At 59.3% G+C, this 24,289-nt stretch carries 23 protein-coding genes and 1 tRNA gene; 9 read left to right on the forward strand and 15 right to left on the reverse strand.

Features of this window, described 5'->3' with window-relative positions:
- The first annotated feature begins 28 nt into the window (after window positions 1-28).
- Window positions 29-1,699, forward strand: coding sequence for an AAA family ATPase (locus AVE30378_RS15150; RefSeq protein WP_129241699.1), 1,671 nt, complete (start codon window positions 29-31; stop codon window positions 1,697-1,699).
- 195 nt (window positions 1,700-1,894) lie between these two features.
- Window positions 1,895-2,818, forward strand: a complete 924-nt coding sequence (locus AVE30378_RS15155) for a DNA adenine methylase (RefSeq protein ID WP_129241700.1) — start codon at window positions 1,895-1,897, stop codon at window positions 2,816-2,818.
- On the opposite strand, the gene AVE30378_RS32850 is transcribed toward AVE30378_RS15155, so the two are convergent.
- Window positions 2,750-4,150, reverse strand: coding sequence for a ParB N-terminal domain-containing protein (locus AVE30378_RS32850; RefSeq protein ID WP_129241701.1), 1,401 nt, complete (start codon window positions 4,148-4,150; stop codon window positions 2,750-2,752). The genes AVE30378_RS15155 and AVE30378_RS32850 overlap by 69 nt on opposite strands.
- A gap of 269 nt (window positions 4,151-4,419) precedes the next feature.
- Here AVE30378_RS32850 and AVE30378_RS15165 point away from each other — a divergent pair, with 269 nt between their 5' ends.
- The 4 genes from AVE30378_RS15165 (at window position 4,420) to AVE30378_RS15180 (ending at window position 7,861) form a co-directional block, all read left to right on the forward strand.
- Window positions 4,420-4,788, forward strand: a complete 369-nt coding sequence (locus AVE30378_RS15165; protein WP_129241702.1) for a hypothetical protein — start codon at window positions 4,420-4,422, stop codon at window positions 4,786-4,788.
- 98 nt (window positions 4,789-4,886) lie between these two features.
- A complete protein-coding gene (locus AVE30378_RS15170; RefSeq protein ID WP_129241703.1) occupies window positions 4,887-5,852 on the forward strand; it encodes a DUF932 domain-containing protein in 966 nt (321 codons plus the stop codon).
- An 88-nt stretch (window positions 5,853-5,940) separates the two neighbouring features.
- Complete coding sequence (locus tag AVE30378_RS15175; protein ID WP_129241749.1) at window positions 5,941-6,930, forward strand: YqaJ viral recombinase family nuclease; 990 nt, start codon at window positions 5,941-5,943, stop codon at window positions 6,928-6,930.
- Between the two features lie 28 nt (window positions 6,931-6,958).
- Window positions 6,959-7,861 (forward strand): recombination directionality factor, encoded by a 903-nt coding sequence (locus AVE30378_RS15180; RefSeq protein WP_129241704.1) that lies wholly within the window; start codon window positions 6,959-6,961, stop codon window positions 7,859-7,861.
- On the opposite strand, the gene AVE30378_RS15185 is transcribed toward AVE30378_RS15180, so the two are convergent.
- Entirely contained in the window at window positions 7,853-8,173 is a 321-nt protein-coding gene (locus AVE30378_RS15185) for a helix-turn-helix domain-containing protein (RefSeq protein WP_129241705.1), read from the reverse strand. The genes AVE30378_RS15180 and AVE30378_RS15185 overlap by 9 nt on opposite strands.
- 357 nt (window positions 8,174-8,530) lie before the next feature.
- Between AVE30378_RS15185 and AVE30378_RS15190 the strand changes: the two genes are divergently transcribed.
- Window positions 8,531-8,722 (forward strand): hypothetical protein, encoded by a 192-nt coding sequence (locus AVE30378_RS15190; RefSeq protein WP_129241706.1) that lies wholly within the window; start codon window positions 8,531-8,533, stop codon window positions 8,720-8,722.
- 64 nt (window positions 8,723-8,786) lie between these two features.
- Window positions 8,787-9,287, forward strand: a complete 501-nt coding sequence (locus AVE30378_RS15195) for a hypothetical protein (RefSeq protein ID WP_129241707.1) — start codon at window positions 8,787-8,789, stop codon at window positions 9,285-9,287.
- 69 nt (window positions 9,288-9,356) lie between these two features.
- Here the strand turns inward: AVE30378_RS15195 and AVE30378_RS15200 are convergent, their stop codons facing one another.
- The 10 genes from AVE30378_RS15200 to ppk1 form a co-directional block, all read right to left on the reverse strand.
- Window positions 9,357-9,989 (reverse strand): hypothetical protein, encoded by a 633-nt coding sequence (locus AVE30378_RS15200; protein WP_129241708.1) that lies wholly within the window; start codon window positions 9,987-9,989, stop codon window positions 9,357-9,359.
- 233 nt (window positions 9,990-10,222) lie between these two features.
- On the reverse strand, window positions 10,223-11,509 hold the full coding sequence (locus AVE30378_RS15205) for an AAA family ATPase (protein ID WP_129241709.1): 1,287 nt from the start codon (window positions 11,507-11,509) through the stop codon (window positions 10,223-10,225).
- Between the two features lie 10 nt (window positions 11,510-11,519).
- Window positions 11,520-11,756, reverse strand: a complete 237-nt coding sequence (locus AVE30378_RS15210) for a helix-turn-helix transcriptional regulator (protein ID WP_129241710.1) — start codon at window positions 11,754-11,756, stop codon at window positions 11,520-11,522.
- 131 nt (window positions 11,757-11,887) lie between these two features.
- Window positions 11,888-12,577, reverse strand: coding sequence for a hypothetical protein (locus tag AVE30378_RS15215; RefSeq protein ID WP_129241711.1), 690 nt, complete (start codon window positions 12,575-12,577; stop codon window positions 11,888-11,890).
- Between the two features lie 112 nt (window positions 12,578-12,689).
- A tRNA-Pro gene (locus AVE30378_RS15220) sits at window positions 12,690-12,766 on the reverse strand.
- Between the two features lie 97 nt (window positions 12,767-12,863).
- Complete coding sequence (pstB, locus tag AVE30378_RS15225) at window positions 12,864-13,640, reverse strand: phosphate ABC transporter ATP-binding protein PstB (RefSeq protein ID WP_129241712.1); 777 nt, start codon at window positions 13,638-13,640, stop codon at window positions 12,864-12,866.
- Window positions 13,641-13,688: 48 nt separating this feature from the next.
- A complete protein-coding gene (pstA, locus tag AVE30378_RS15230) occupies window positions 13,689-14,543 on the reverse strand; it encodes a phosphate ABC transporter permease PstA (protein ID WP_129241713.1) in 855 nt (284 codons plus the stop codon).
- Window positions 14,544-14,569: 26 nt separating this feature from the next.
- Window positions 14,570-15,586, reverse strand: a complete 1,017-nt coding sequence (pstC, locus tag AVE30378_RS15235; protein WP_129241714.1) for a phosphate ABC transporter permease subunit PstC — start codon at window positions 15,584-15,586, stop codon at window positions 14,570-14,572.
- A gap of 155 nt (window positions 15,587-15,741) precedes the next feature.
- Window positions 15,742-16,779 carry a phosphate ABC transporter substrate-binding protein PstS gene (pstS, locus tag AVE30378_RS15240; protein WP_129241715.1) on the reverse strand — a complete coding sequence of 346 codons (1,038 nt, stop codon included), beginning with the start codon at window positions 16,777-16,779 and terminating at the stop codon, window positions 15,742-15,744.
- A gap of 396 nt (window positions 16,780-17,175) precedes the next feature.
- Complete coding sequence (gene ppk1 / locus AVE30378_RS15245) at window positions 17,176-19,251, reverse strand: polyphosphate kinase 1 (RefSeq protein ID WP_129241716.1); 2,076 nt, start codon at window positions 19,249-19,251, stop codon at window positions 17,176-17,178.
- A 220-nt stretch (window positions 19,252-19,471) separates the two neighbouring features.
- Here ppk1 and ppx point away from each other — a divergent pair, with 220 nt between their 5' ends.
- A complete protein-coding gene (gene ppx, locus AVE30378_RS15250; protein ID WP_129241717.1) occupies window positions 19,472-20,959 on the forward strand; it encodes an exopolyphosphatase in 1,488 nt (495 codons plus the stop codon).
- Window positions 20,960-21,081: 122 nt separating this feature from the next.
- Here the strand turns inward: ppx and AVE30378_RS15255 are convergent, their stop codons facing one another.
- The 3 genes from AVE30378_RS15255 to folP all read right to left on the reverse strand — a co-directional run bounded on the left by AVE30378_RS15255 (window position 21,082) and on the right by folP (window position 24,286).
- Window positions 21,082-21,888 (reverse strand): GNAT family N-acetyltransferase, encoded by an 807-nt coding sequence (locus AVE30378_RS15255; protein WP_129241718.1) that lies wholly within the window; start codon window positions 21,886-21,888, stop codon window positions 21,082-21,084.
- Window positions 21,889-22,103: 215 nt separating this feature from the next.
- Window positions 22,104-23,444, reverse strand: coding sequence for a phosphoglucosamine mutase (glmM, locus tag AVE30378_RS15260; protein WP_129241719.1), 1,341 nt, complete (start codon window positions 23,442-23,444; stop codon window positions 22,104-22,106).
- Window positions 23,441-24,286 carry a dihydropteroate synthase gene (gene folP / locus AVE30378_RS15265; protein ID WP_129241720.1) on the reverse strand — a complete coding sequence of 282 codons (846 nt, stop codon included), beginning with the start codon at window positions 24,284-24,286 and terminating at the stop codon, window positions 23,441-23,443. The genes glmM and folP overlap by 4 nt, the downstream gene beginning before the upstream one ends.
- Window positions 24,287-24,289: the final 3 nt, after the last annotated feature.

The following is a 24,289-nucleotide window of genomic DNA, read 5'->3' on the forward strand; positions in this document are numbered from 1 at the left end:
AAAGGCGAAGTGGACTCAGGGGAGATCGATGACACAAGGCACCAAGAGCAAGAAAGAACTCGAGTTTTCTGACAACAAGCTGATCCCAATTCGGTCGATCGTAGGACTAGACATCAAGAAATTTCGCTCTATGGAAGAGCAGAAAGTTCAATTGGGCGACCATGTAACCGTCCTCTCGGGACGAAATGGAACCATGAAGACATCCATCATGGGCCTGATTGCACATCCCTTTGATGGAGAAGGTACGGACGCTTTTGGCAAGCCTCTCAAGACGGCGCTAAAAGACGTTTTCCGCCTTTCACCAAAGCACGATGATGGTAGATACGAGTACGATTTGATCCTACGCGTAGGCGAAGAGCTCCTTAGAGAGCCCGTATCAATTTATTGGGTAGCAGATAACACGAACCGGCATCGCGTAGTGGTTTCCGGAGCGGAAAAGGGCGATGGCAATTTTTCATTCAATACATCGTTTCTCAATCTTCAACGCCTTTTCCCACTAGTACACACCAATGCCGCCCCGGACAAATCAGCGTTGGTGCAATTGAGCGATATCGAAACGAAAGCCCTGAAAGACTTCTACGAGCGCATCTTTCCAAGTAGCGCATACGGGACTTTCGCGCCAATTCATCAAAAGAGAATAAAAACCACCTTTGCGCCGGACGGAGACAGTGCCGAATATGACTGGCAAGCCATTTCATCAGGCGAAGACAATCTGGGCGCAATATTCAACCGCATGCTCGGATTTCAACGAACCTACGATCCAAAATCCGAAGCAGGCAATGGAATTTTCTGCATCGATGAGTTCGAGAGCAGCCTCCACCCTGTAGCCCAATTACGTCTATTCGACTATCTGTATAAATGGTCTCAACGATATCGAGTGCAAGTAGTAATATCAACACACTCTTTACATCTCATACAGCATTTATACTTACGCCATTCCGAAAACCTAGAAAACGGAAGAATTGCGATTAATTTTATTAGCAAATCGCAAGCACAAGGCAAGAATGCACCTATTATCCACAACCCTTCATACGAACTAGCATTTAAGGAACTTACACTCGAAGACCCCCAAAAAATAGCCGAGGCGCGCAAGGTAAAAGTCTTTTGCGAAGATGATTTTGCAATTCATTTTGCAAAAAGAATAATTGGTTCTCAACACATTCTAAATCTGGTCGAGTTTCACAGCTCACTCGATCCAGACTCAATGCGCCCAGGAACTAGCTACTCAGCTTTATCCGATCTTTGCATCCAGTACCCTCTTTTACTGCAGGGATCTTTTGTTTTGTTCGATGCCGATGTCCCTGACACAAAGCTAGATAAAATAAGAGATAAATTATTATTTTTGCGATTTCCTGACAAAAATTCCCTAGCCCTAGAAAGACGAATTGTCAGCTTCATTATCAGCCTCGACAATGCAGATCCCTTCTTTAAGAAATTCAATAAGGAACGCGACAAATTCCTTGATGAATTTAAGGAAGCTGATATTCAGTCGCTTACAATTTCAGATGTAGAAAATGATAAAATAGTAGCTATAAAAGCCTGCAAAAGATGGGCCGATAAACACCGCGCAGACTTCAAGAAATATGTTACTTATTACGCAAAGACCCTGGATACCCGCAACTGCTTTGCAGAAGAATTTCTAAAACGAATCAATAGAATCAATGCTGAACTCGGCCTTCCTTTGGTAGCAGCCAGTTGACTTCATCCAAGATGATTGGGCCTCCCACGGTAGCTTGGGAATAACGCTGAGCCGAAAATGCGAAGCCACTTCCCTACAGTGTCCGCCGTTATTCAGGTGATGGGGATTTTCTTTCTCACCCATATTCGCAGATCAAGTTTTGGCTGACCAGCCTTGAGCTTTACGGGTAGAGCACATGACAAAAAGGATTAATTGATGTCATTTCTTACACCTCTTCGATACCCTGGCGGGAAAGGCCGACTTGGCCCATGGATCGCAGAATTATTACGCCATAACAAAATCAGCGGTGGCTGGTATGCCGAACCATACGCCGGAGGTTGCGGGGCGGCTCTGTTTCTCCTAATTCATGGCTATGTGGATCGCATTATCATAAATGATGCAGACCCTGTGATTTTCTCATTTTGGAAAGCAGTTACTGAGCAAACCGATGAATTGATTGCGAAGATTAAATCCACACGAGTTTCAATGACAGCATGGAGAGCACAGCGCGAGATCCTTGCCGCACCATCAGAACATTGCCAGCTCGATGTCGCCTTTGCTGCATTCTTTCTCAATCGAACGAACCGATCAGGAATTCTTGCGGGAGGAGTGATTGGGGGAAAAAGCCAAAGCGGCGTATGGAAACTCGGTGCAAGATATAACAAGGACGACTTGGTCGAACGCATTCGAGCCATTGGGAAGCTATCTAAGCGAATCGATGTATATGGGCTCGACGCACTAGACCTGCTTGATGTCATTGAGCCCAAATTGCCAGAGAAAAGCTTGGTCTATCTCGACCCTCCCTATTTTCAGAAGGGCGCACAGCTTTATCGAAACTTCTATAGCCCAGACGATCATGCAGCGATCGCGCGACGCGTAGCTCAGCTCAAAGTACCGGTAATAGTTACCTATGACAAGGCGCAAGAGATCAGCGCCTTGTATCATTCATTCGACCAAGTCGAGTTCTCTCTTCGATACTCGACACATACTGCCAGACCGCAGGCAACCGAACTACTTATCTACAAAAATCTCAGCTTACAATCCCGTCCTGAGTTGACTCGGGGGCGCACCTTACGCCCAACACGCTCTCACAAAGCATCCAATGTTGTCCCACAGAGTATTCACGAACTGGCGGTCTAGATTGTGAGTACTACGATGCACCATCTTTTGCAAAGTTTCGATTTCAATCATGGAGCCGCCTGAATTACACAGGCGCTTTACTATATCTTCTTCAGATGCATTGAGCTTCCCATTGGTTAGCATGTGCTGCGCTGATTTTTTAATATTTTTAGCTAATCCTCCTTGATCAGTGAGCGTATTTGTTGACCTATAGTGAAGGTCACTCACCTCGATCAAAGCCCGTGTCAACATCGTTGCAGCAAGAGGGAACTTGCTGAGGTCAATTGCGCGAAGTTCCGATACAAGCGTTTGCTCCTTTGGATAACCCGTAGTGGGGATTCCAATGCCTGGAGCTTTGCTTCCAAAGATTTTCTTTCTATCAGCAGCGGACGTTACTGGTGTAGACACTGCTCGCGGAGGTTGAGCAGTCGTTGCTGGCGAAGGTGATTGGGAAGGAAATCCGCTAGGCCCACTCTGTGAGGAAGAGATCGCTGACGACGGGGAGGATGAGGACGCACTGACTAGTGCTGCTGGCGAGCCTGATGGCACTAAAGATGTGGGTAGGGAAATCCCAGCAGATGCTCGAACCTCGTCGATGTATCGCCTCGCTTGCTCAGGCGTGAAAACGTCATTGACGCTTTTCCCGCGCCCAAAATCACCAACAACCCGTGTTGCCATCTGTCGCACAGTTGCTAATGGCATGTTGAGCGTCAATTCGTCATTTGCATCGATATCGAAGCCGAGCAGCCGAAGATTGTCGATAGAGAAAAATCGCTGCAACGTCGAAATCGGAAATTCGTCTTCTACAAATACACCTTGACCTTCTGCCCAAAGAGCGTACTGTCCCGCACGCTTGTATTCGGCTGCATGACCGTGATTCAGCAAATACAACGTCCGCAAGTAGGCGGACCAATCCATCTGGCCAACTCCCCCCATCTCGCCTTGATGACGTGATAAAACCTCACGAATCATCGCCTGTTCATTATCAGTGACAGTTAGATCAACATGAGACGGAAATTCTGTGTATGTTGCCGCGAGCTTGGTAAGCTTCGGGACCAGATCGACATCTGGACACATCGCCGGTTTATTCAGGAGCTTGAGAGCCGTCGTACGACGGTTCCCATCTTTTACCGTGTATGTCCCGTCGCCATTGGGAGAGGCTAGTATAGGCATCGTCGTAAGCCCATCCTTGGCAATACTTTCGCAGATTGCCAAAAATTGGTCTCGCTTTCGCAGAATGCGGCGAATGCAGTCGTTCTGATCCGAGCCGGCCCGAATTCGCGCATTATGAACGTCCAGCAAGATGTCCTCTACAGCTACGCCGGGTATCAATTTAAAATCGCTGCGTGCCATAAACCCTCCGAATTATGCCCCAAGAGTGTAACCGACTCTTACCTTGGGTCAACCTCAATCCAGTTCTGAGGGCCTGATAGGTAAGAGCCTGTACGCCGAGAAGGGCTCTCCAGGGCTATCGGAGAGCGGTCCGCCCCCAAAATTCAGTTACGCATATCCTTTCCGGGCTACCCGTCGGGATACTCCCCAAACTCCTCCACTCTAGAAATTTTCACTCACATATCACCTCCCTGAGCACGCACCCGTGTGCCTTATCTCATGAGGTCGATATGTCCAAACCCTTTTCCGCCGCACATTTCCCTCCCTCCTGCCCCCGCTGCTACTCCACCCGCGTCATCACCCATGACTACGCACGCACCACGGGCAGCGTCGTCGGCGGTGTCGCTGGCGCGGGCAGCGCTGCCGCCGCAGCGATGGCTGGCGCAGAAACCGGCACCGTCGTCGGCGCGTTCGCCGGTCCGCCCGGTGCGTTCCTTGGCGGCATTGCCGGCGCGTTGATCGGCGTACTGATTGGCGCCGTCGCCGGCTCGACCGCCGGCGGTGCGGTTGGCGAAGTCATTGACGACACCGTGCTCGACAACTTCGAGTGCAAAGACTGCAGCCATACCTTCGGCCACAAGAAGCTGTCCCAAGGCTGACCCGCCGCCTTCTGTTTTTCCTATTCACATAGATGCCTACAGCCCCTACCGGGCTGTAGGCATTTTGCGTCGATGTACCTCATTTCAAGGAGCACACCATGCACCTCGTACATACCATGGCCTACCTTGGCCAACAGCCCTGGCACGGCCAGGGCAATCAGCTTTCCCCTAATTCGCCGCTAGAAGTCTGGGCGCAGCAGGCCGGGATGGCCTGGCACATCGAATCGGCGGATGTTCGCTACGTCGCCAACGATGACGGCATGGGCTCCATCCATGCCTTCCCCGAACAAAAAGTGCTGTACCGCTCGGACACCAAGGCCCCGCTGTCGGTCGTGTCCAAGCGCTTCCAGGTCGTACAGCCGCATGACGTCCTGGAGTTCTACCGCGACCTCACCGAGGCGGGCGGGTTCGAGCTTGAAACCGCTGGCGTGCTGAAAGAAGGCCGCAAGCTGTGGGCGCTGGCCAGGACCGGCCAAAGCGCTTGCCTCAAAGGCCGCGACCGGGTGAATGGCTATCTGCTGCTGGCCACCGCCTGCGATGGCACGCTGGCGACCACGGCGCAATTCACTTCCGTTCGCGTGGTCTGCAACAACACCCTTGCCATTGCCTTGCGCGACGGCGATGGCGTGGTCAAGGTGCCTCACCGCAGCCAGTTCGACCCGCAGGCGGTTAAGCGTCAGCTAGGCATCGCGGTCTCCTGCTGGGATGCTTTCATAGCCCGCATGAAAGCGCTGGCCGAATGCAAGGTGAAGAACGATGCCGTGGAGGCGTTCCTCAAGCGTGTGCTGACCTATCCGGTCAATCCGCAGGCTGACGGCATTCCTACAGCAATCAACGACCGCGCCATGAAGGCCGTGCAGGGACTCTACGTCGGTCGTGGCAAAGGTTCGGAAATGGCCTCGGCGTCCAGGACGGCTTGGGGCCTGCTCAACAGCGTCACGGAGTACGTCGACCACCACCGCCGCGCCCGTTCCAGCGATCATCGGCTAGATGCGGCCTGGTTTGGCGCGGGCGCTGCCCTCAAACAGAAGGCTTTGAACGAGGCATTGAAGCTGGTGGCGTGAATCAGCTCAGCAGGCATTACCTCACATCCCCATGAACCCGGCAGCGCCCATGCGCTGGCGGGTTTCTTCATTTTTGGAGTTTTCCATCATGGCTTTACCGAAACGAAAGTGTGAAAATCGGCCCGCTCTGCGCCTGATCGACACCCGCAAGATCGATCGCACCGACTGGCTGGAAGTGCGCAAGCAAGGCATTGGCGGCTCCGATGCCGCTGCAGCCGTGGGCCTGTCTCCCTACAAATCCCCGCTCGAACTCTGGATGGAGAAGACGGGACGCGATGCCGGCCTGCCCAAGATCGACCCGAAGGACACGGCCCACCCGACGTATTGGGGCACGTACCTGGAACCCATCGTGGCGGCGGCCTACACGCAGCAGACGGGCAACCGCGTGCGCAAGGTCAACGCCGTCCTGCAACATCCGCAATTTCCCTTCCTGCTCGCCAACCTCGACCGGGAAGTGACCGGCACACCGCTCGTACAACTGCTGGAATGCAAGACGGCGGGCGAGTTCGGTGCCAAGCTATGGCAAGACGGCGTGCCCGAATACGTGCAGCTCCAGGTACAGCATCAGCTTGCCGTCACCGGCAAACAGGCCGCGCACGTGGCCGTGCTGCTCTGCGGCCAAAAGCTGGAAATCCATCTTATCCGGCGCGATGACGAACTGATCTCCCGTCTCATCACGCTGGAAGCGCGGTTCTGGGAATACGTCACGACCGACACCCCGCCGCCCGCGGACGGCTCCGAATCGGCGGATCGAGCTTTGCGCGTGCTTTACCCCGGCAACGCCCCTGCCGTGGATTTCAGCGACGACCGCGACCTGTCGGCCAGGTTCGCCGATCTGGTCAGCCTGCGCGCCGACATCAAGACCAAGGAGGCACAGGCCGAAAAGCTCAAGCAGGTCATCCAGCGGGCGATGGGCGACGCCTCCGAGGCCCGATTCGAGACGGGCCGCGTGCTGTTTCGGCGCAGCCTGGACAGCACGACGATCAACATAGATCTCTTGTTGCTGAACCATCCCGATCTGGCCGTCGAGTATGCCACCACCAAACCCGGCACGCGCCGGTTTCTGATCCGCGATTGATCCACCCCAACTTTCACAGGAGAACACCATGCTCAAGGGCCTGGCGATCACCCCGCCCGTGGTTGGGCGGATTTCCATTGGCCGTATTGTCGAAAAGAATGGCAAACGACTCCCCGAGAAAGATGATCAGTTCACTATCACGACCCAGGTGCAAACGCGTGACGGCTGGCTACGGCATCCCCAAGACGAAGTGCAGCGCAAACTCCATGGAGGCGACAAGCTGCGTACTGTCTCTATCCGCCTCCCCTTCAATGATCCCGATCTGAACTTGCGAGCCAACTATTCCTGCTTTGACCGAGAGGACGGGCAACTGATGTGCATGGGCAACGGCGAAACTTGCCGTCGCAAGACCGAGGATGGGGTTCAGATGTTGCCTTGCCCTGCACCTGGTCGCTGCGACTTTCACCATGGAGGATGCAAACCCTATGGTCGGTTGCACGTCGTCATAGGAGATCAAGACGAATTGGGCACGTTCGTCCTGCGCACCACTTCCTACAACTCCATCCGGACGTTGGCTGCACGCATGCGTTATCTCCATGCAGTTTCGAGCGGAAATCTCGCTACCCTGCCCCTTGAATTGCGGCTACGCGGCAAGTCCACCACGCAAAGCTATCGGGCCGCCATCTACTACATCGATCTGGTGATCGGCAACGGCGCGAGTCTGGGAGCCGCCATCCAGGAAGCACGACGCCTAGCCGAAGAACGAGCGAAGATGGGCTTCGATCAACAGGCATTGGACAATGCGGCGCGCTTTGGATACGCCAATGGAGCGTACGAAGAATCGGAAGAGGACGCACCTGCCCTCGCTGAGGAATTCTTTCCCGAACTTTTGAACAAAGGTCCGCAGGCTACACCAAGGAAGAACACTGATTCTCGACACAGCACTCTGTCCGAAAAGCTAAGGCAGCGCGCCGAAACAGTGTCAACGTAAGCGCTGGCGTTTGATCTCGGGCGGTGACGCAGCGTTCGCCCGACGATCTCCCGTGGGAGCCAAGGACACTTCGTCAAGTGGGCCAAATAATTCGGCGAGCGTCACCCCTAGGGCGAAGCAGATATTCCCCAATGTCTCGATAGAGGGGTTCGCGACTCCCCGTTCAATTGCGGAGATGTAGGTCCGATCAACGTGGGCTTCGAAAGCCAAAGTTTCCTGAGACTTATCGGCCGCATGGCGGCATTGCTTAACCCGCTTTCCCAGGGCTTGGGAGAGCGAAGGAGCTGGAGGTGCGGGGCGTCTGGTAGCCATGACTGGGCAGGATGCCCATTCGTAGACTGATTCACGACGCTATACACACATCAATTTTTGTTGACTATACTCTACAACTGGAAACTGAGTGGTTTCTGAAAAGTAAGAACAGCCTGAACTTGGGGCACAGCCCCCTCTAACCTATTGATTAACGAGGAAAATATGGCAGCAAAATGTGGAGAGTGCGGCGGCAAAGGCCATACTGAATGCCCCTTGGAGTACGGCACGGATCGTCACCCCAGCGGCTGCCCGAGCTGCGGAGGTTCCAATCGCGTGACATGTTCCGAATGTGGCGGCACGGGCAAGTCCGACGAAACGGATGACTGATCTATACCCCCCAATCGTTCCAACAAACAAATGAAGTTCTTCAGCCTCAAGGATCGTCTTGATGACTTGAAGTGGTCATCAAGCGCCGGCGACAGGATCGTCAATGGCGCAAAGCTTCTTGGGGCGGTCGTTGCCAACACCGCCATCGGAGTCGGCAAGATCGCCACCGAGATCTCCCCCATCGTCAAAGAGCGGATCGAATCAGAAAAGCGAAAGCCCTAACTCAATTTCCCTCTAACCTCGGCCTACCTGTGTAGGCCGACTTTTTTTACGGCACAGGAAAGTCATGAACTACAAGAAAATCATCATCGCAATCGCCCTTGCAGGCTCGATCAGTTCTACGTTCGCGGGCGAGGCACCTTTCGAAGTCTCCTTGGGCACATCGCAGCGCATACCAAGAATTCTTCTTGAAACAGTGGTGAACCAAGTCACAGTGACGGGCTATAGCGTCAATCGCGGAAACTGCGACCCACGTATCAACCAGATGCTTTCCGTGCCGACCACCTTCAAGTTCGGCCAATCCTACGGAATCTCAGCTCCCGCGTGCAACGTGAAAGAAATTTCCATTGATACCAACTTGGGTACATACGTCTATTCGTTCGGGGCACAGGCAGCCCAAAGATCAAATCCGCCGGCCAAGTCCCCTGCGTCGTCCAGCAGCGGCAACGGCGAAGCATGCTTGAAAGCAAAGATTAAAGCTGCGAACGACGAAGGCTACCCGGTTTCAAATGACGTATACAACGAGTGGCGCGGAGAGTGTGGACTACCTCCCAAATCGCTGTACTGATTAACGTCCATAGAGGAAGTGTATCCATGCAGGCTCAGCAGGAATCATCTCCTCAGAGCCTGCAACCGCCTAGTCGCTTCTACGGGGGAAGATCCGAATGCCAAAAAGCTTGTCATCCTCACCTCGATCTCTCGGCACCTGATCACATTTGGCCATGTATTCGGCGATGAACGTACGCAATGCTCTGCGCATGACTTCGTCTTTCCGATTAACTTGCCCAAGGCCCACTCCCCACCGATACTCAAAGTGATCCTTGTGAGCATTCGAATTCCAGTAATCGCCCCAACCCTTGGTGACAACCCCTGCCCAGTATTCGCCGATATCCCGCGCTACCAGCACATCTGCCTTGCGCTCCGCTGAATAGAAGATCAAAAAGTGCAGGTGAAGGCCGCCCCCGCGATCACCCTCTTCCAAATGCCATATGCATCCACGTATTCGCCTAAGCAGGGAATTGGTTTCCATGTTGCGGACAAATCGGTCGCGGTGCCGCTGTATGGTCAGAAAACTGACATCCTCACGATAGGATTTCCGATAGTTCAACGTCAGAAATAGCACCAAATAGCGTGCGCTACGACCGAACATTTCCTCCTCGAAATCTAGTCCTCGCCTCCTGTTTCTACGCATCCTAGCCTGCGTTGCCTTTCGACTTCTAGCCTCATCATCGCGACTAATCTCGACTTGATAGTTTTCTTCATTGTTCATGATCGATCTCGTTGTAGATTCCAACAGATCAGTCATGCCTATATTTTTTTATTTTTCAAACACAATAGAACCACAACATTTCGACCACCTACTTCATTACATAAGAAGCATTAACCCACAGAGTAGAGATGGCAGATCAACAGTAAAAAACCCCGCCGCGCCTCCGTCGTCGCGCCGGGGATTGTCAGTTTTCATTATGGGCTTTTATGTCGCCGCGAGCGGAACATTTTGACTCATAGCCGCCTTGACTCCAAGTGTGCCAAAGCACGTCCGAATGCCTTTGCCGTTGCTTCACGATCTCCAAGGTCTAATTCCTGTGGCTGACCATGTGCTTGCCCTGCTTGCCCTGCTTGCCTCGAATGCCTTGCATGCCTTTCATCTGAGTCATACAGGCGCGACGGATCGACATGCGATGCAGCCCCCGGCAGGGACCATTCATTCCACGCCGCCCCTTCGCTATCATGTATCCGGGTAGAGATCACGCCCAGCCTCTCCCTGGCATTTCGCAGCATTTTTGTCGAAATTCCATCCTCTTCCGCCAACTCCTGAAGTTCCCTGACCGGCAACGGTCCATCAGCCAACACCTCCTTCAGAAATTGTTGAGCCCTGTTTTTAGGACTATCTGCCATTTCGGCCTTATCGCCTTCAGCCCACCGGCGGATGTCCGCCGGAGATCCAGGAAGCAGCTTTTGGTGCCAGATGAGCTTAGTCGTGTCAATCTCACGGCCATCGACGCTATCCACGCGCGCAGGATGAATTTCGTAACGCCGCCCTCCGCCCGATTTGCCAATGTTGGTCTTGGCGCGTATCAGAACCCCCATTGAAGGAGAATCCTCATCCTGTTCAGGAACGTTCACGCGCATGGCGATCAGCACATGCCGAGCCAAGTTGCTGAAAGCCTGACTTCCGGCGAGACTCTTGACCAAGTCACCCTTCTTCGCTTCTTTGACCAGATGCGCGATTCCGATGATGGTGATGCGGTACTTATGCGCGATCTCGACAAGTTTTATCAGGTCTTGACGGACAGCCTTGGCATTCGTGCCGGCTCCCGAAACGACCTCCATCACCGTGTCGATCACCAGCATCTTGACATCACCAATCTTCTCGATTTGTTCTACCAGACCAGGAAGATCTCTCTTAAAGTCGAAGCTGCGACGGCTACTGAGTTCGATAACATCGCCGACGAAGAATATCCGCCGATGATTAGCTTCGGCTGCGTCGAGGCGAGGCTTCAAGGTGCGCTGCCAATCATCTTCGCATGACCAAATCAGCGAACTACCACGCTGGGCTTGTGACCCGTCGGGGAAAATGCCACGCTTTGTTCCAGCATTACTCAGGGTGGCGATCCAATCCATTGCGATCAGCGTCTTCCCCGCCCCCCCATCACCGCCAAGAATGACCAACTCCCCTTCGGGAAGCCAGCCTTTCATGTGCCACTCTGATGCTACGGAGTCAACCTTGTCGGCACGAACCAGCAGGACCCCGTCCGAGGGTGAAGCATTGTCGATTACCTTAGACATGCCCCGCTCCTTACAGCTCGCGAGTGCGCCGACGTGACGCGACGTATGCCTCAATTTCAGAGCGAATCCAACGCACAGTCGTGCGCTTCGCGTCTGCACTGCCTGATACGCAAATCGGTACCGGAAACGCGGGGTCGTAGCCTTTGCCCTTAGTGTTGATTTTCGCGTAGATGGACGAGCGGCTGAGTTTCAGCATCGATTCCACTTCAGTGCGGCGCAAAAGGGTGAAATTCTGCAATTGAGCCATTTAGCTTTCTCCATAACGCCGGAACATACCGGTATGGATGAGAGCATCCTGGAATCACGTCCCAGCAGCTACGCCGTCAACCGGCTGACGACAGATGCGTGCCGGCAGACGGGGCACCCCTATTTGGCATTTCAGGCTCGCTCTTTCTTTTTTGGGAAATACTGATCTTTCTCGGGCATCGAACCCAGCCAACCATCAATTGTCTTCATTGCCTGGTCCCCGCTCATGCTCTTGCCTTGGGTTTTGGCATAAGCAAGTACTTTGTCTTTAATTTTTTTAACGGCTTGACTACGTGACTGCCAGCCACCGCTAGGCTTTTCGCTCTCCACCAATCCGAAAGCGTACTGCTTGATCGGCCCAAAGCTTGCCGCCCTACCCTTCCCTCCAGACCGCGACAAGTCCCCCTGCACTAGCTGAAACGCAGCATCAACTCCCTTCTGAGAAAGAGCAACCCCGCACCAGTACCGAGCATCGGCCAAATAGGACCAGGCATGATCTGCATGTCCCTCCTTCCGGGCACGATCGGCGCGGAAGAAGTACGTCGCCGACAGAGCAATCGGGCCAATTGACGAACGCGAAACGAACTCGGGGCCTTTCGCTCTATCCTCGTCACTTAGGTACTGCAGCAAGATATCCAGCGGCCTATCGGTCTCCCCCAAGTCATACTTCGCGACTGGCCCCAAGACCTGTTCTACAAAGCGTTCCCAAGGGACTTCACTCCTCTTTACGCTCTTGTAAGCTGCGTAGAGATTTCCCACCGTGATTTCCAGCAATTCATCCAAGGTGTACGGATGCCGATTCATCGAGTTCTGATCACGCACGTCTCATCTCCGTCATAACGCCTTCAAAGCCTTCAGTGGGGCAAAAGGTGGGGCAAAATCTGCGACAAGCAAAAGGCCTTACAGAGCAATCTCTGTAAGGCCTTGATTTTATTGGTCGGGGCGGTGGGATTCGAACTCACGACCCTCTGCTCCCAAAGCAGATGCGCTACCAGGCTGCGCTACGCCCCGAAGGGTGGCAACTATACCAGATACTGGCCGGCCAGACCTGCGCGCGGCGGCGGCGCGCAGGCCCTGCAGCGGCCTTGAATCGAAAACGGCGCGCCGCTCAGCCGAAACGGCCGGTGATGTAGTCTTCCGTTTCCTTGCGCGACGGCTTCACGAAGATCTGGTCCGTCTGGCCGAATTCCATCAGTTCGCCCAGGTACATATAGGCGGTGTAGTCCGAGCAGCGGGCCGCCTGCTGCATGTTGTGCGTCACGATGACGACGGTGTAGTCGTTTTTCAGTTCGGCGATCAGTTCTTCGATCTTGGCGGTGGAAATCGGGTCCAGCGCCGAGCACGGCTCGTCCAGCAACAGCACCTCGGGCTTGATGGCCACGCCGCGCGCGATGCACAGGCGCTGCTGCTGGCCGCCCGACAGGCTGTTGCCGCTCTGGTGCAGCTTGTCCTTCACTTCGTTCCACAGCGCGGCCTTGCTCAGCGCCCATTCCACGCGCTCGTCCATCTCGCCCTTGGACAGGCGCTCGAACAGTCGCACGCCGAAGGCGATGTTGTCGTAGATGCTCATGGGGAACGGCGTGGGCTTCTGGAACACCATGCCGACCTTGGCGCGGATCAGCGAAATATCGGTCTTGGCCGTCAGCAGGTTTTCGCCGTCCAGGATGATCTCGCCCTCGGCGCGCTGGCCGGGATACAGCTCGAACATGCGGTTGAACGTGCGCAGCAGCGTGGACTTGCCGCAGCCCGACGGGCCGATGAAGGCGGTGACCTTCTTTTCCTGGATCGACATGTTCACATTGCGGATCGCATGGAACTTGCCGTAGTAGAAGTTCAGGTCCTTGACCTCGATCTTGTTCTTGACGGCGGTGGCGGTGTTTTCCATTGGGTTTCCCTTGGCGCCGGCGCGCCCCGCGCGCCGGCATAGCGATCTTTATTTGCGGAACATGTTGCGGGCGATGATGTTGATGCCCAGCACCAGCAGCGTAATCAGCGTGGCCCCGGCCCAGGCCAGGTTGTTCCAGTCCTTGAAGGGGCTGGCGGCGTATTGGTAAATCACGACCGGCAGGTTGGCCATCGGCGCGTTCATGTTGAAGGACATGAACTGGTTGGACAGCGCCGTGAACAGCAGCGGCGCGGTCTCGCCCGAGATGCGGGCGATGGCCAGCAGCACGCCGGTGATGATGCCGGTCTTGGCGGCGCGATAGCACACCAGGGTGATCATGCGCCACTTGGGGCAGCCCAGCGCCGCCGCGGCTTCGCGCAGGCTGTTGGGCACCAGCAGCAGCATGTTGTCCGTGGTGCGGACCACCACCGGGATCACCAGGATGGACAGCGCCAGAGCGCCGGCCCAGCCGGAGTAATGGCCCACCTGCGCCACGTACACGGCGTAGATGAAGAGGCCGATGATGATCGACGGAGCCGACAGCAGCACGTCGTTCAGGAAGCGCGTGGCGGGCGCCAGCCAGCCGCGCTGGCCGTACTCGGCCAGGTAGGTGCCGGCCAGGATGCCCACGGGCGTGCCGATCAGCGTGCCCACGCCGGCCATCACCACGCTGCCGAAGATGGCGTTGATCAGACCGCCGGCCTGCCCGGGCGGCGGCGTGATCTCGGTGAACAGCGCGAGGGACAGCGCCGGAGCGCCCTTGGTCAACAACGTCAGAATGATCCAGAACAGCCAGAACAGCCCGAACGTCAGCGTCCCCAGCGACACGGTCAGCATGATGCGGTTGACCACGCGGCGCCGGCGGTAGATGCCGTTCTGCATGTTGAGTACGGATACAGCCATGATCTTTTCCTTGTGCTCGCGGCGCGTCAGGTTTTCTTGCCTTCACCGGCCGAAAGGCGAACCAGCAGCATCTTGGCCAGGGCCAGCACGATCGTCGTGATCAGGAACAGGATCAGGCCCAGTTCCAGCAGCGCCGATTTCTGGATGCCGCCCGCCTCGTTGAATTCGTTGGCCAGCGCCGAGGCGATCGAGTTGCCCGGCGAGAACAGCGAGCCCGACCACTTGAAGGCGTTGCCGATGACGAAGGTGACGGCCATGGTCTCGCCCAGGGCGCGCCCCAGGCCGAGCATGATGCCGCCGATGACGCCGGACTTCGTGAACGGCAGGACCACGCGCCACATCACTTCCCAGGTCGTGCTGCCCAGTCCGTAGGCCGATTCCTTCAGCATCGTGGGCACCAGTTCGAACACGTCGCGCATGACCGCGGCGATGAACGGGATGATCATGATCGAGAGGATCAGGCCGGCCGTGAAGATGCCGATGCCGAAGGGCGGCCCCGCGAAGATGCCGCCGATCACGGGCAGGCTGCCCAGCGTGGCGATCAGGAAGGGCTGCACGTATTGCTGGAACACGGGGACGAAGACGAACAGGCCCCACATGCCGTAGATGATGGACGGGATGGCCGCCAGCATTTCGATCGCGGTGCCCAGCGGACGGCGCAGCCAGGCCGGCGACAGTTCGGTCAGGAAGATGGCGATGCCGAACGACACCGGCACGGCGATGATCAACGCGATGGCCGAGGTCAGGAGCGTGCCGATGATAGGCACGACGGCGCCGTAGTTCTGGTTGACGGGGTCCCAGTCGTTGAGCCACAGGAACGACAGGCCGTACTTGGCCAGCGATTCGCGACTGCCGTAGATCAGGGACACCAGGATCGCCGCCAGCAGGATGAACACCAGGAAGGCGAACAGGCGCGTCAGATTCTTGAATAGCGCATCCATCAGCGCGTTGTTGTTTTGCTTCATAGGCGAAGGCGTGCCGGTAGTCACGGAATCCGCCACGCTGGGCGGAAGCGGCACACTATTATCCATTACCGCGCTCATGGATGGACTTTCCTTGGGAAACCTGAGGGAGAAACATCGGGGATTTGGGGCGGGCCGGCCCTGGCTTCCTTGAGGGGAAGGCCAGGGCGGTCGTGATGGGTTGCGCGCGCTCCGAGCCGGCATTCTTGCCGAGTCTTTGCCGCGCTACACCCATCCTACCAGACGGCCTTGCCGTCGGCGGCCTTGACCTCGCCCCAGGCGGCGCGGATTTCCTTGGTCACGGCTTCAGGCAGCGGCACGTAGTCCATCGTCTCGGCGGACTTGGCGCCGTTCTTGAACGCCCAGTCGAAGAACTCCAGCACGGCCTTGCCCTGGGCCGGCTTGTCCTGCGACTTGTGGATCAGGATGAAGGTGGCGGCGGTGACGGGCCACGAATCGGCGCCCGGCTCGTCGGTCAGGACCACGCCCATGCCCGGCGCGCTCTTCCAGTCGGCGTTGGCGGCCGCGGCGGCGAATGCCTTCTGCTCGGGCTGGACGAACTTGCCTTCCTTGTTCTGCAGTTGCGTCCAGGCCAGCTTGTTCTGCTTGGCGTAGGCGTATTCGACGTAGCCGATCGAGTTCTTCAACTGGCCGACGTAGGCGGCGACGCCTTCGTTGCCCTTGCCGCCCTGGCCGGTGGGCCACTTGACGGCCTTGCCTTCGCCGACTTGCGCCTTCCAGTCAGGCGACACCTTGGACAGGTAGTTCGTCCAGCCGAAGGTGGTGCCCGAGCCGTCCGAACGGTGCACGACGATGATGTCGGCCGACGGCAGCTTGAGGTCGGGGTTCAGCGCCTTGATGGCGGCGTCGTCCCACTTCTTGACCTTGCCCAGGAAGATGTCGGCCAGGACCGCGCCCGACAGCTTCAGCTTGCCCGGCTCCACGCCGTCGATGTTGACCACGGCAACGGTGCCGCCGATCACGGCGGGGAACTGCAGCAGGCCGTTCTTTTCGAGGTCGGCCGCCTTCATGGGATCGTCCGAGGCGCCGAAGTCCACGGTCTTGGCGATGATCTGCTGCTGGCCACCGCCCGAACCGATGGATTGGTAGTTCACGGCGTTGTTGGTGGCCGCCTTGTAGTCCGATGCCCACTTGGCGTAGATCGGGTACGGGAACGATGCGCCGGCGCCGGTCACGTCGGCGGCCTGGACGGCGAAGACGGCGGCGCTCAGCGCGACGCCCACGGAAACTTGTTTGAAGACACGTTTGAACATCTGGGTTCCTTCTGTGCTCGTTGGAGGAGGCTTGGCAGGCTTTGGTACTGCCTGTCTTTCAGCGACCCTCGCATCTTAGAAGCCCAAAATGACAGGATAGTGACAGTCATGATCCCCCCCGCAGGCGCTGCGCGCCTTCCCCCCCAGGGGGGCGCCGGTGGCGGACCGGCGGAGCCGGATCCGCGCGGCCTGGATTGGGGGCACTTTGCCTCGAATGGCGGTTGCGAGAAGGTCGGGGCGTCGGTGGCGGACCGCAGAGCGGATCCGCGTGGCCTGGATTGAGGGCGCTTTGCCTCGAATGCCGGTTGCGACTAGGCCGGGGCGCCGGAAATGAGGAGCCGGGGACGGATCCCCGGGGCGTTGCGCGGAAACGCCGCCCCTTTCGGGCGGCGGGTGTTACACGCCCAGCTTCTGCATCAGGTACTGGTGGACGTTGAAGGGTTCGCGGCGGCTCTTGACGCGGGCGTAGTCGCCGTCGGGTTGCTGCTGCCAGGCCAGTTGGTTGTCGCGCAGGGCGTAGGTGAAGGCCTCGTCGATCACCCGTTTTTTCAGGGTCTTGTCGTAGATCGGGAAGGCGATTTCCACGCGGCGGAAGAAATTGCGGTCCATCCAGTCGGCCGACGAAAGGTAGACGGTTTCCTCGCCGTCGGCATAGAAGTAGAAGACCCGGGAATGTTCCAGGAAGCGGCCCACGATGGAGCGCACCCGGATATTCTCGGACAGGCCCGGCACGCCGGCGCGCAAGGCGCACACGCCGCGCACGATCAGGTCGATCTTCACGCCGGCCTGCCCCGCCTTGTAGAGCTCTTCGATGATCTGCTCTTCCAGCAGGGAGTTCATCTTGGCCATGATCCGGGAACGCTTGCCCGCCTTGGCCGCCCGGGCCTCGGCGCGGATCAGCGCCACCATGCCGTCGTGCATGGTGAAGGGCGACTGCATCAGCGCCTTGAGCGAACGGCGAGCGCCCAGCCCGGTCAATTGCGCGAAGACCTTGTCCATGTCCTCGCACAGCCTGGGGTCGGCGGTCAGCAGCCCGAAGTCGGTGTACAGGCGCGCCGTGCGCGGATGGTAGTTGCCGGTGCCCAGGTGGGCGTAGCGGCGCAGGCGGCCTTTCTCGCGGCGCAGCACCACGGCCATCTTGGCATGCGTCTTGTGGGCCACCACGCCGTACACCACGTGGGCGCCCACTTCTTCCAGCTTGGAGGCCCAATTGATGTTGGTCTGTTCGTCGAAGCGGGCCATCAGTTCCACCACCACCGTGACTTCCTTGCCGGCGCGCGCCGCGGCCAGCAGGATCTTCATCAGCTCGGAATCCTCGCCGGTGCGGTAGATGGTCTGCTTGATGGCCATCACGTCCGGATCCAGCGCGGCGGCGGTCAGGAAATCGATGACGGGCTGGAACGACTGGTAGGGATGGTGCAGCAGCCGGTCCTGCTGGGCCACGGCCTCGAACAGTTCGGCCGGCTTGTCGCCCACCTTGTCGAACGGCGCCGGCACGGGCGCCCGGTAGTCGGGAAACAGCAGGTCCGGCCGCGAAGCCGAATTGCACAGTTGCATCAGGCGCGACAGGTTCACCGGACCGGGCACCCGGTAGGTGTCCTCGGGCTTCAGCGAGAACTCGCGCTGCAGGAAGGTTTCCAGTTCGACCGGCGTCAGCTTGTCGATCTCCAGGCGGACGGCGGCGCCGAAGTTGCGCTGCGACAGTTCGCCCTGCAGCGCGTGGCGCAGGTTGGTGACTTCTTCCTCGTCCACGAACAGGTCGCTGTTGCGCGTGACCCGCCATTGGTAGCAGCCCAGCATCTCCAGCCCGGGGAACAGCTCGCCGACGAAGGCGCGCAGCAGCGAGGTCAGCAGGATGTAGCCCTCGGGGTGGCCGGACAGCTCCTGCGGCATCTTGATCAGGCGCGGCAGGGCCCGCGGCGCCTGCACCACGGCAATGGAGGCCTGGCGGCCGAAGGCGTCGGCCCCCGACAGCGACACGATGAAGTTCAGGCTTTTGTTGTAGACGCGCGGAAACGGATGCGCCGGGTCCAGCCCGATGGGGGTCAGCAGCGGCATCACGTCGCGGTTGAACACGTCGCGCGCCCATTCCTGCTGCTGCGGATTCCATTCGGACGCGTGGTGCAGGGTGATGCCCTCGGCGTGCATCGCGGGCAGGATCTCGTCGTTGAGCAGGTTGTACTGCCGGCCGACCAGTTCATGGACGGCCTGCTGCACGTTCTCGAACGCCTGGTCCGGCGTCATGCCATCCGGCCCCACCAGGTTCGGCGACTGGCGCTGCTGCTCTTTCAGGCTGGAAATCCGGATCTCGAAGAACTCGTCCAGGTTGGAACTGACGATGCACACGTAGCGCAATCGTTCGAGCAGGGGCGTCTTCGGATCCTCCGCCATCGCCAGCACGCGTTCGTTGAATTTCAGCAGCGACAACTCGCGGTTCATGAGCAAGGGCTCGGCGGGAGGGCGTGAGGGCATACCGGGTTCCATACGTAGGGAGAGCGTGGAGTTTTACTGCAAAAAAGTGACGGTTCCATGACACGGCGGCAAAATCGTAGCGTACGCCAAAACCGGGACGCATGGCGGCCGGATATATCCTCCCAAGCCCCTGTTCCATAAGAAAAAACCCGCGATTCGGGGCGCTGTCACATGGGGTCTCTATAATCAGGCCACCTCACAGCCACTATTCACGAGCCGCATGGATCAACTTCTGGCCGCGGTGGACCTCGGGTCCAACAGCTTCCGCCTCTCCATCGGACGCATCGTTCAGCAGGACGGTACGCCGCAGATCTACCAGATCGACCGCCTCAAGGAAACCGTCCGGCTCGCGGCCGGCCTGGATACCGAAAAGCGGCTTGGCGACGACGCCATCGACCGGGCCATCGCCGTGCTGGAACGTTTCGGCGACCGCCTGCGCAGCTTCCACCCCAACCGCGTGCGCGCCGTCGCCACCAACACCTTCCGCGTGGCGCGCAACACCCGGGATTTCCTCCCCCGCGCCGAAGCCGCCCTGGGCTTTCCCATCGAAGTCATCGCCGGCCGCGAAGAGGCCCGCCTGATCTTCTCGGGGGTGGTCCACACCCTGCCCCCCTCTCCCAACAAGCGGCTGGTCATCGACATCGGCGGCGGCTCCACCGAGGTCATCATCGGCAAGGGGCACGAACCCTCGCTGATGTCCTCGCTCTATATGGGCTGCGTCAGCTACAGCCGCCAGTTCTTCTCGGACGGCATCGTGGACGCGCACCAGATGAAGCAGGCCGAGCTGGCCGCCCGCCGCGAGATCGAAGTCATCGCCAAGCAGTACCGGAAGATGGGCTGGAAAGAGGCCTACGGATCCTCGGGCACCGCCAAGGCGCTGTTCGCCATCCTGACCGAAAGCCGCTTCTCGGACCGCGGCATCACGCGCGCCGGGCTGAGCAAGCTGAAAGACCGCATCGTGCGCTCGGGCCGCGTCATTCCCTCCGAACTGCCGGGCATCAAGATCGAACGCGCGGACGTGCTGCCGGGCGGGCTGGCCATCATGAGCGCCCTCTTCGACGAACTGGGCATCGAGGTCATGCACACCGGCGACGGCGCCCTGCGCCTGGGGGTGCTGTACGACCTCCTGGGCCGCGACGACGAACACGATAAGCGGGACGAATCGGTGCGCCAGTTCATGAAGCGCTACCACGTCGACCCCAACCAGGCTCGCCGCGTGCGCCACGCCGCGCTGACCCTGTTCGACGCAATGTTCCCCGACGGCCCGGAACGCGCCGAGCTGCGCCCCGCCCTGGGCTGGGCGGCGGACCTGCACGAAGTGGGCCTGTCCATCGCCCACAATGCGTATCACAAGCACACGGCCTACGTGCTGGAAAACGCCGACATGCCGGGCTTCTCGCGCGCCGACCAGCAACTGCTGGCGCTGCTGGCGCTCGGCCACCAGGGCAAGCTGACCAAACTGGAGCCGCTGGTGCGCTCCCGTCCCCAATGGAAGGCCATCCTCAGCCTGCGCCTGGCGGTGCTTCTGTTCCGCCGCCGCAACGAGATCGAACCGCTGCCGCTGACGGCATCGGTGCGCGACAACTCCATCGTCGTGCGCGTCAACCGCGACTGGCTGGCCCAGCACCCCTTGAGCGACTTCACGCTGCGCGCCGAAGAAGCCGAATGGAACAAGGTGGGGTTTTCGTTCGAACTGCTGGAATTCTGAGGGGAGCTAGAACGGCGACAGGTCCGTCCCGCGGTCCAGCCGCTTGAGTTCCATGCGCAGCGGCCGCGTCGCCCGCCGTATCAGCCTGATCTTCATGCGGCGGAGCAGGCGGCGCATGGCGGTCAGCGCTGGGGGGTGGAGACGGCCGGCTGGTCCAGACCGAAATGGCGGCGGTAGCGTTCGTCCATGCGCTCCATCTTCAGCAGCACCGGGAAGTCCGCCGCATTGAAGTCCGGATCCCAGGCGGGCTCGCCACAGACCTTGGCGCCCAGTTTCAGGTAGCCCTTGATCAGCGGCGGCACGCGAGCCGGCAAGGTACTGTTGAGTTTTTCGACGGGATAGCGGTGCAGCGGCGTCACGCGGGGTTCGCCGCCCTGCGGCAAACTCTTGGAAATGGTGCGCCACACCTCGGCGGCCGTGACGCCGTCGTCGCGCAGGCTGACGCTGGCGCAGCCCAGCACGTATTCGTAGCCGCCGCGGCGCAGGTATTCAGCCAGGCCGGACCAGAGCAACATGATGACGCTGCCGCCCCGGTAGTCGGCGTGCGTGCAGGAGCGGCCGACTTCGACCAGTTCGTCCCGGATCGGGCCCAGCCCGGAAAGGTCGAACTCGGACTCCGAGTAGTACCCGCCCGCCTCCCGCGCCTTTTCCGGGGTCAGGATGCGATACGTCCCCACGACTCGGCCCGTGTCCAGCTCGCGAACCATCAGGTGTTCGCAGAACGGATCGAAACGATCGCGTTCGACGCCGTCCTGGGCATCGGGGAACACCGCGCCCATGTCCTCGGTGAAGACTTCGTAGCGCAGGCGTTGAATCTGCTCGATTTCTTCCGCCGTGCGCGCCAAGCCCACCACCAGCACCTTGGCGGCGCCGCCGGTCCAGGGTTCGCCGGCATTACGGCTCGGATTGATGCGTGCTAATTCCAGCATTGGGCGAAGCTCCTAGAGAGTCCAGCCAGTGTGGACGCCCTGTATGTCAAAGACTTGACCAATATGTTACGTGACTATGAAGTTTAGTTCGGGGCAGATAAGTCAACATTCCACCGAATTCGACAAAACTTTACAAACGAGTACAGGCCATTTACAAACAAAGGCCACCCGTCGCGCGAGGGGTGGCCTTTGCCAGGAATCGGACAGCCGGGCATCTACCCCATGCTGGCCGCAAGCTTCTCCGCGCACGACACGGCCAGCGCCTCGTCCTCGGCTTCCACCATCAGGCGCAGCTTCGGTTCGGTGCCGGAAGCCCGGATGAGAATGCGGCCGCGGCCGTCCAGCTCCGTTTCGACGGCCTTGCGCGCCGCCGTCAGGCCGGCGTGCGTCTTCCAGTCCTGGCCCGGCGTCAGCGGAACGTTGATCATCTTCTGGGGATACATGCGCAGGTCGCTCACCCATGCCGACAGCCCCACCGAGTTGCGGCGCAGGGCGGTCAGCACCTGCAGCGCGGCCACGATGCCGTCGCCGGTCGAGTGGCAGTCCAGGCACAGCAGGTGGCCGGAGCTTTCGCCGCCATACAGCCAGCCGCGCGCCTGCATCTGTTCCAGCACGTAGCGGTCGCCCACGTCGGCGCGCTCGAATCCCACGCCCAGGCGCTTCATTTCGCGCTCGAACCCGAAATTGGTCATCAGCGTGCCCACCACGCCGTCCACCTTGCCGCGCTGCATGCGTTCGCGGACGATGGCGTACATGAGTTCGTCGCCGTTGTAGATGCGGCCGTCGCCGTCCACCATCTGCAGGCGGTCCGCGTCGCCGTCGAGCGCGATGCCCAACTGGGCGCCGCGCGCGCTCACTTCCTTGGCCAGCAGTTCGGGGTGCAGCGCGCCCACGCCCTTGTTGATGTTGAAGCCGTCGGGGTGCACCCCGATGGCGTGCACTTCGGCCCCCAATTCGCGGAAGACGTGGGGCGCGATGTTGTAGGCGGCGCCGTGGGCGGCGTCCACCACGATCGTCATCCCGTTCAGGTCCAGGTCGTTGGGGAAGGTGCTCTTGCAGAATTCGATATAGCGGCCCTGCGCGTCGGCCATGCGGCGGGCGCGGCCCAGGGCTTCCGAGCCCACGCAGCCCAGCGGCTCGTCCAGCGCGGCCTCGATGGCGGCCTCGATCTCGTCGGGCAATTTCATGCCCTGCGCCGAGAAGAACTTGATGCCGTTGTCATGGTACGGGTTGTGCGAAGCGCTGATGACGATGCCCGCCACGAGGCGCAGGGCGCGCGTCAGGTAAGCAACCGCGGGGGTCGGGATCGGGCCGGCCAGCAGCACGTCGATGCCCGCGGCCGACAGGCCGGCCTCCAGGGCGGATTCCAGCATATAGCCCGAAATCCGCGTGTCCTTGCCGATCACGACCTGCGGGCGGCCGCCGCGCACGGCGTGCTCGCGCGCCAGCACGCGGCCGGCCGCGTAGCCCAGGCGCAGGGCGAACTCGGCATTGATCACCGGACCGCCAACCTCGCCGCGCACGCCGTCGGTGCCGAAATACTTGCGTCGAATCATGAAGTGATTGCTCCTTGTTCTGCCGCGTGCCATACCTTGAGCGCGTCGACCGTGGCCGCGACATCGTGCACACGCACGATGGAGGCACCACGCGCCACGCAGGCAAGCGCCGCAGCGATGCTGCCGGGCAACCTGTCGCCGACCGGCCGGCCGGTGGCCTGGCCGATCATGGTTTTGCGCGACAGGCCGATCAGCAATGGATAGCCGATGCTGCGCAGGCCGGACAGCCGGCGCAGCAATTGGAAGTTCTGGTCGCCGGTCTTGCCGAATCCGAAGCCCGGATCCAGCACGATGCGGCGAGGATCGACCCAGGCCGCGCGCAGCTTGTGCGCGCGAGCCCCCAGGAAAAGCCCGATTTCGCCGATCAGGTCGGTGTATTCGGGTGGAGCCGCCTGCATGGTGCGCGGCTCGCCCTTCATGTGCATCACGCACAGCCCGCAGCGCGATTGCGCCACGGCCTCGACGGCGCCGGGCTGGCGAAAGCCGTAGATGTCGTTGATCATGTCCGCGCCGGCATCCAGCGCGGCACGCATGACCTCGGGCTTGAAGGTGTCGATGGACAGCGGCACGCCGCAATCGCGCAAGGCCTCGATCACCGGCAGCAGCCGCGCCAGTTCGTCCGCCACGGACACCGGATCGGCGCCGGGCCGCGTGGACTCGCCGCCCAGGTCCAGGATCTGGGCGCCCTCTTCGATCAGGCGGCGCGCGTGCGCCACCGCGGAATCCGTATCGTCGTGCTCGCCGCCATCGGAAAACGAATCCGGCGTGACATTGACGATACCCATGACAAGCGGGCGCTCGAGATCGAACTCGAAGCGCCCGCAAAGAAAGTTATTTGCCATAAC

The sequence above is a fragment of the Achromobacter veterisilvae genome (genome assembly GCF_900496975.1).
Lineage (GTDB): Bacteria > Pseudomonadota > Gammaproteobacteria > Burkholderiales > Burkholderiaceae_B > Achromobacter > Achromobacter veterisilvae.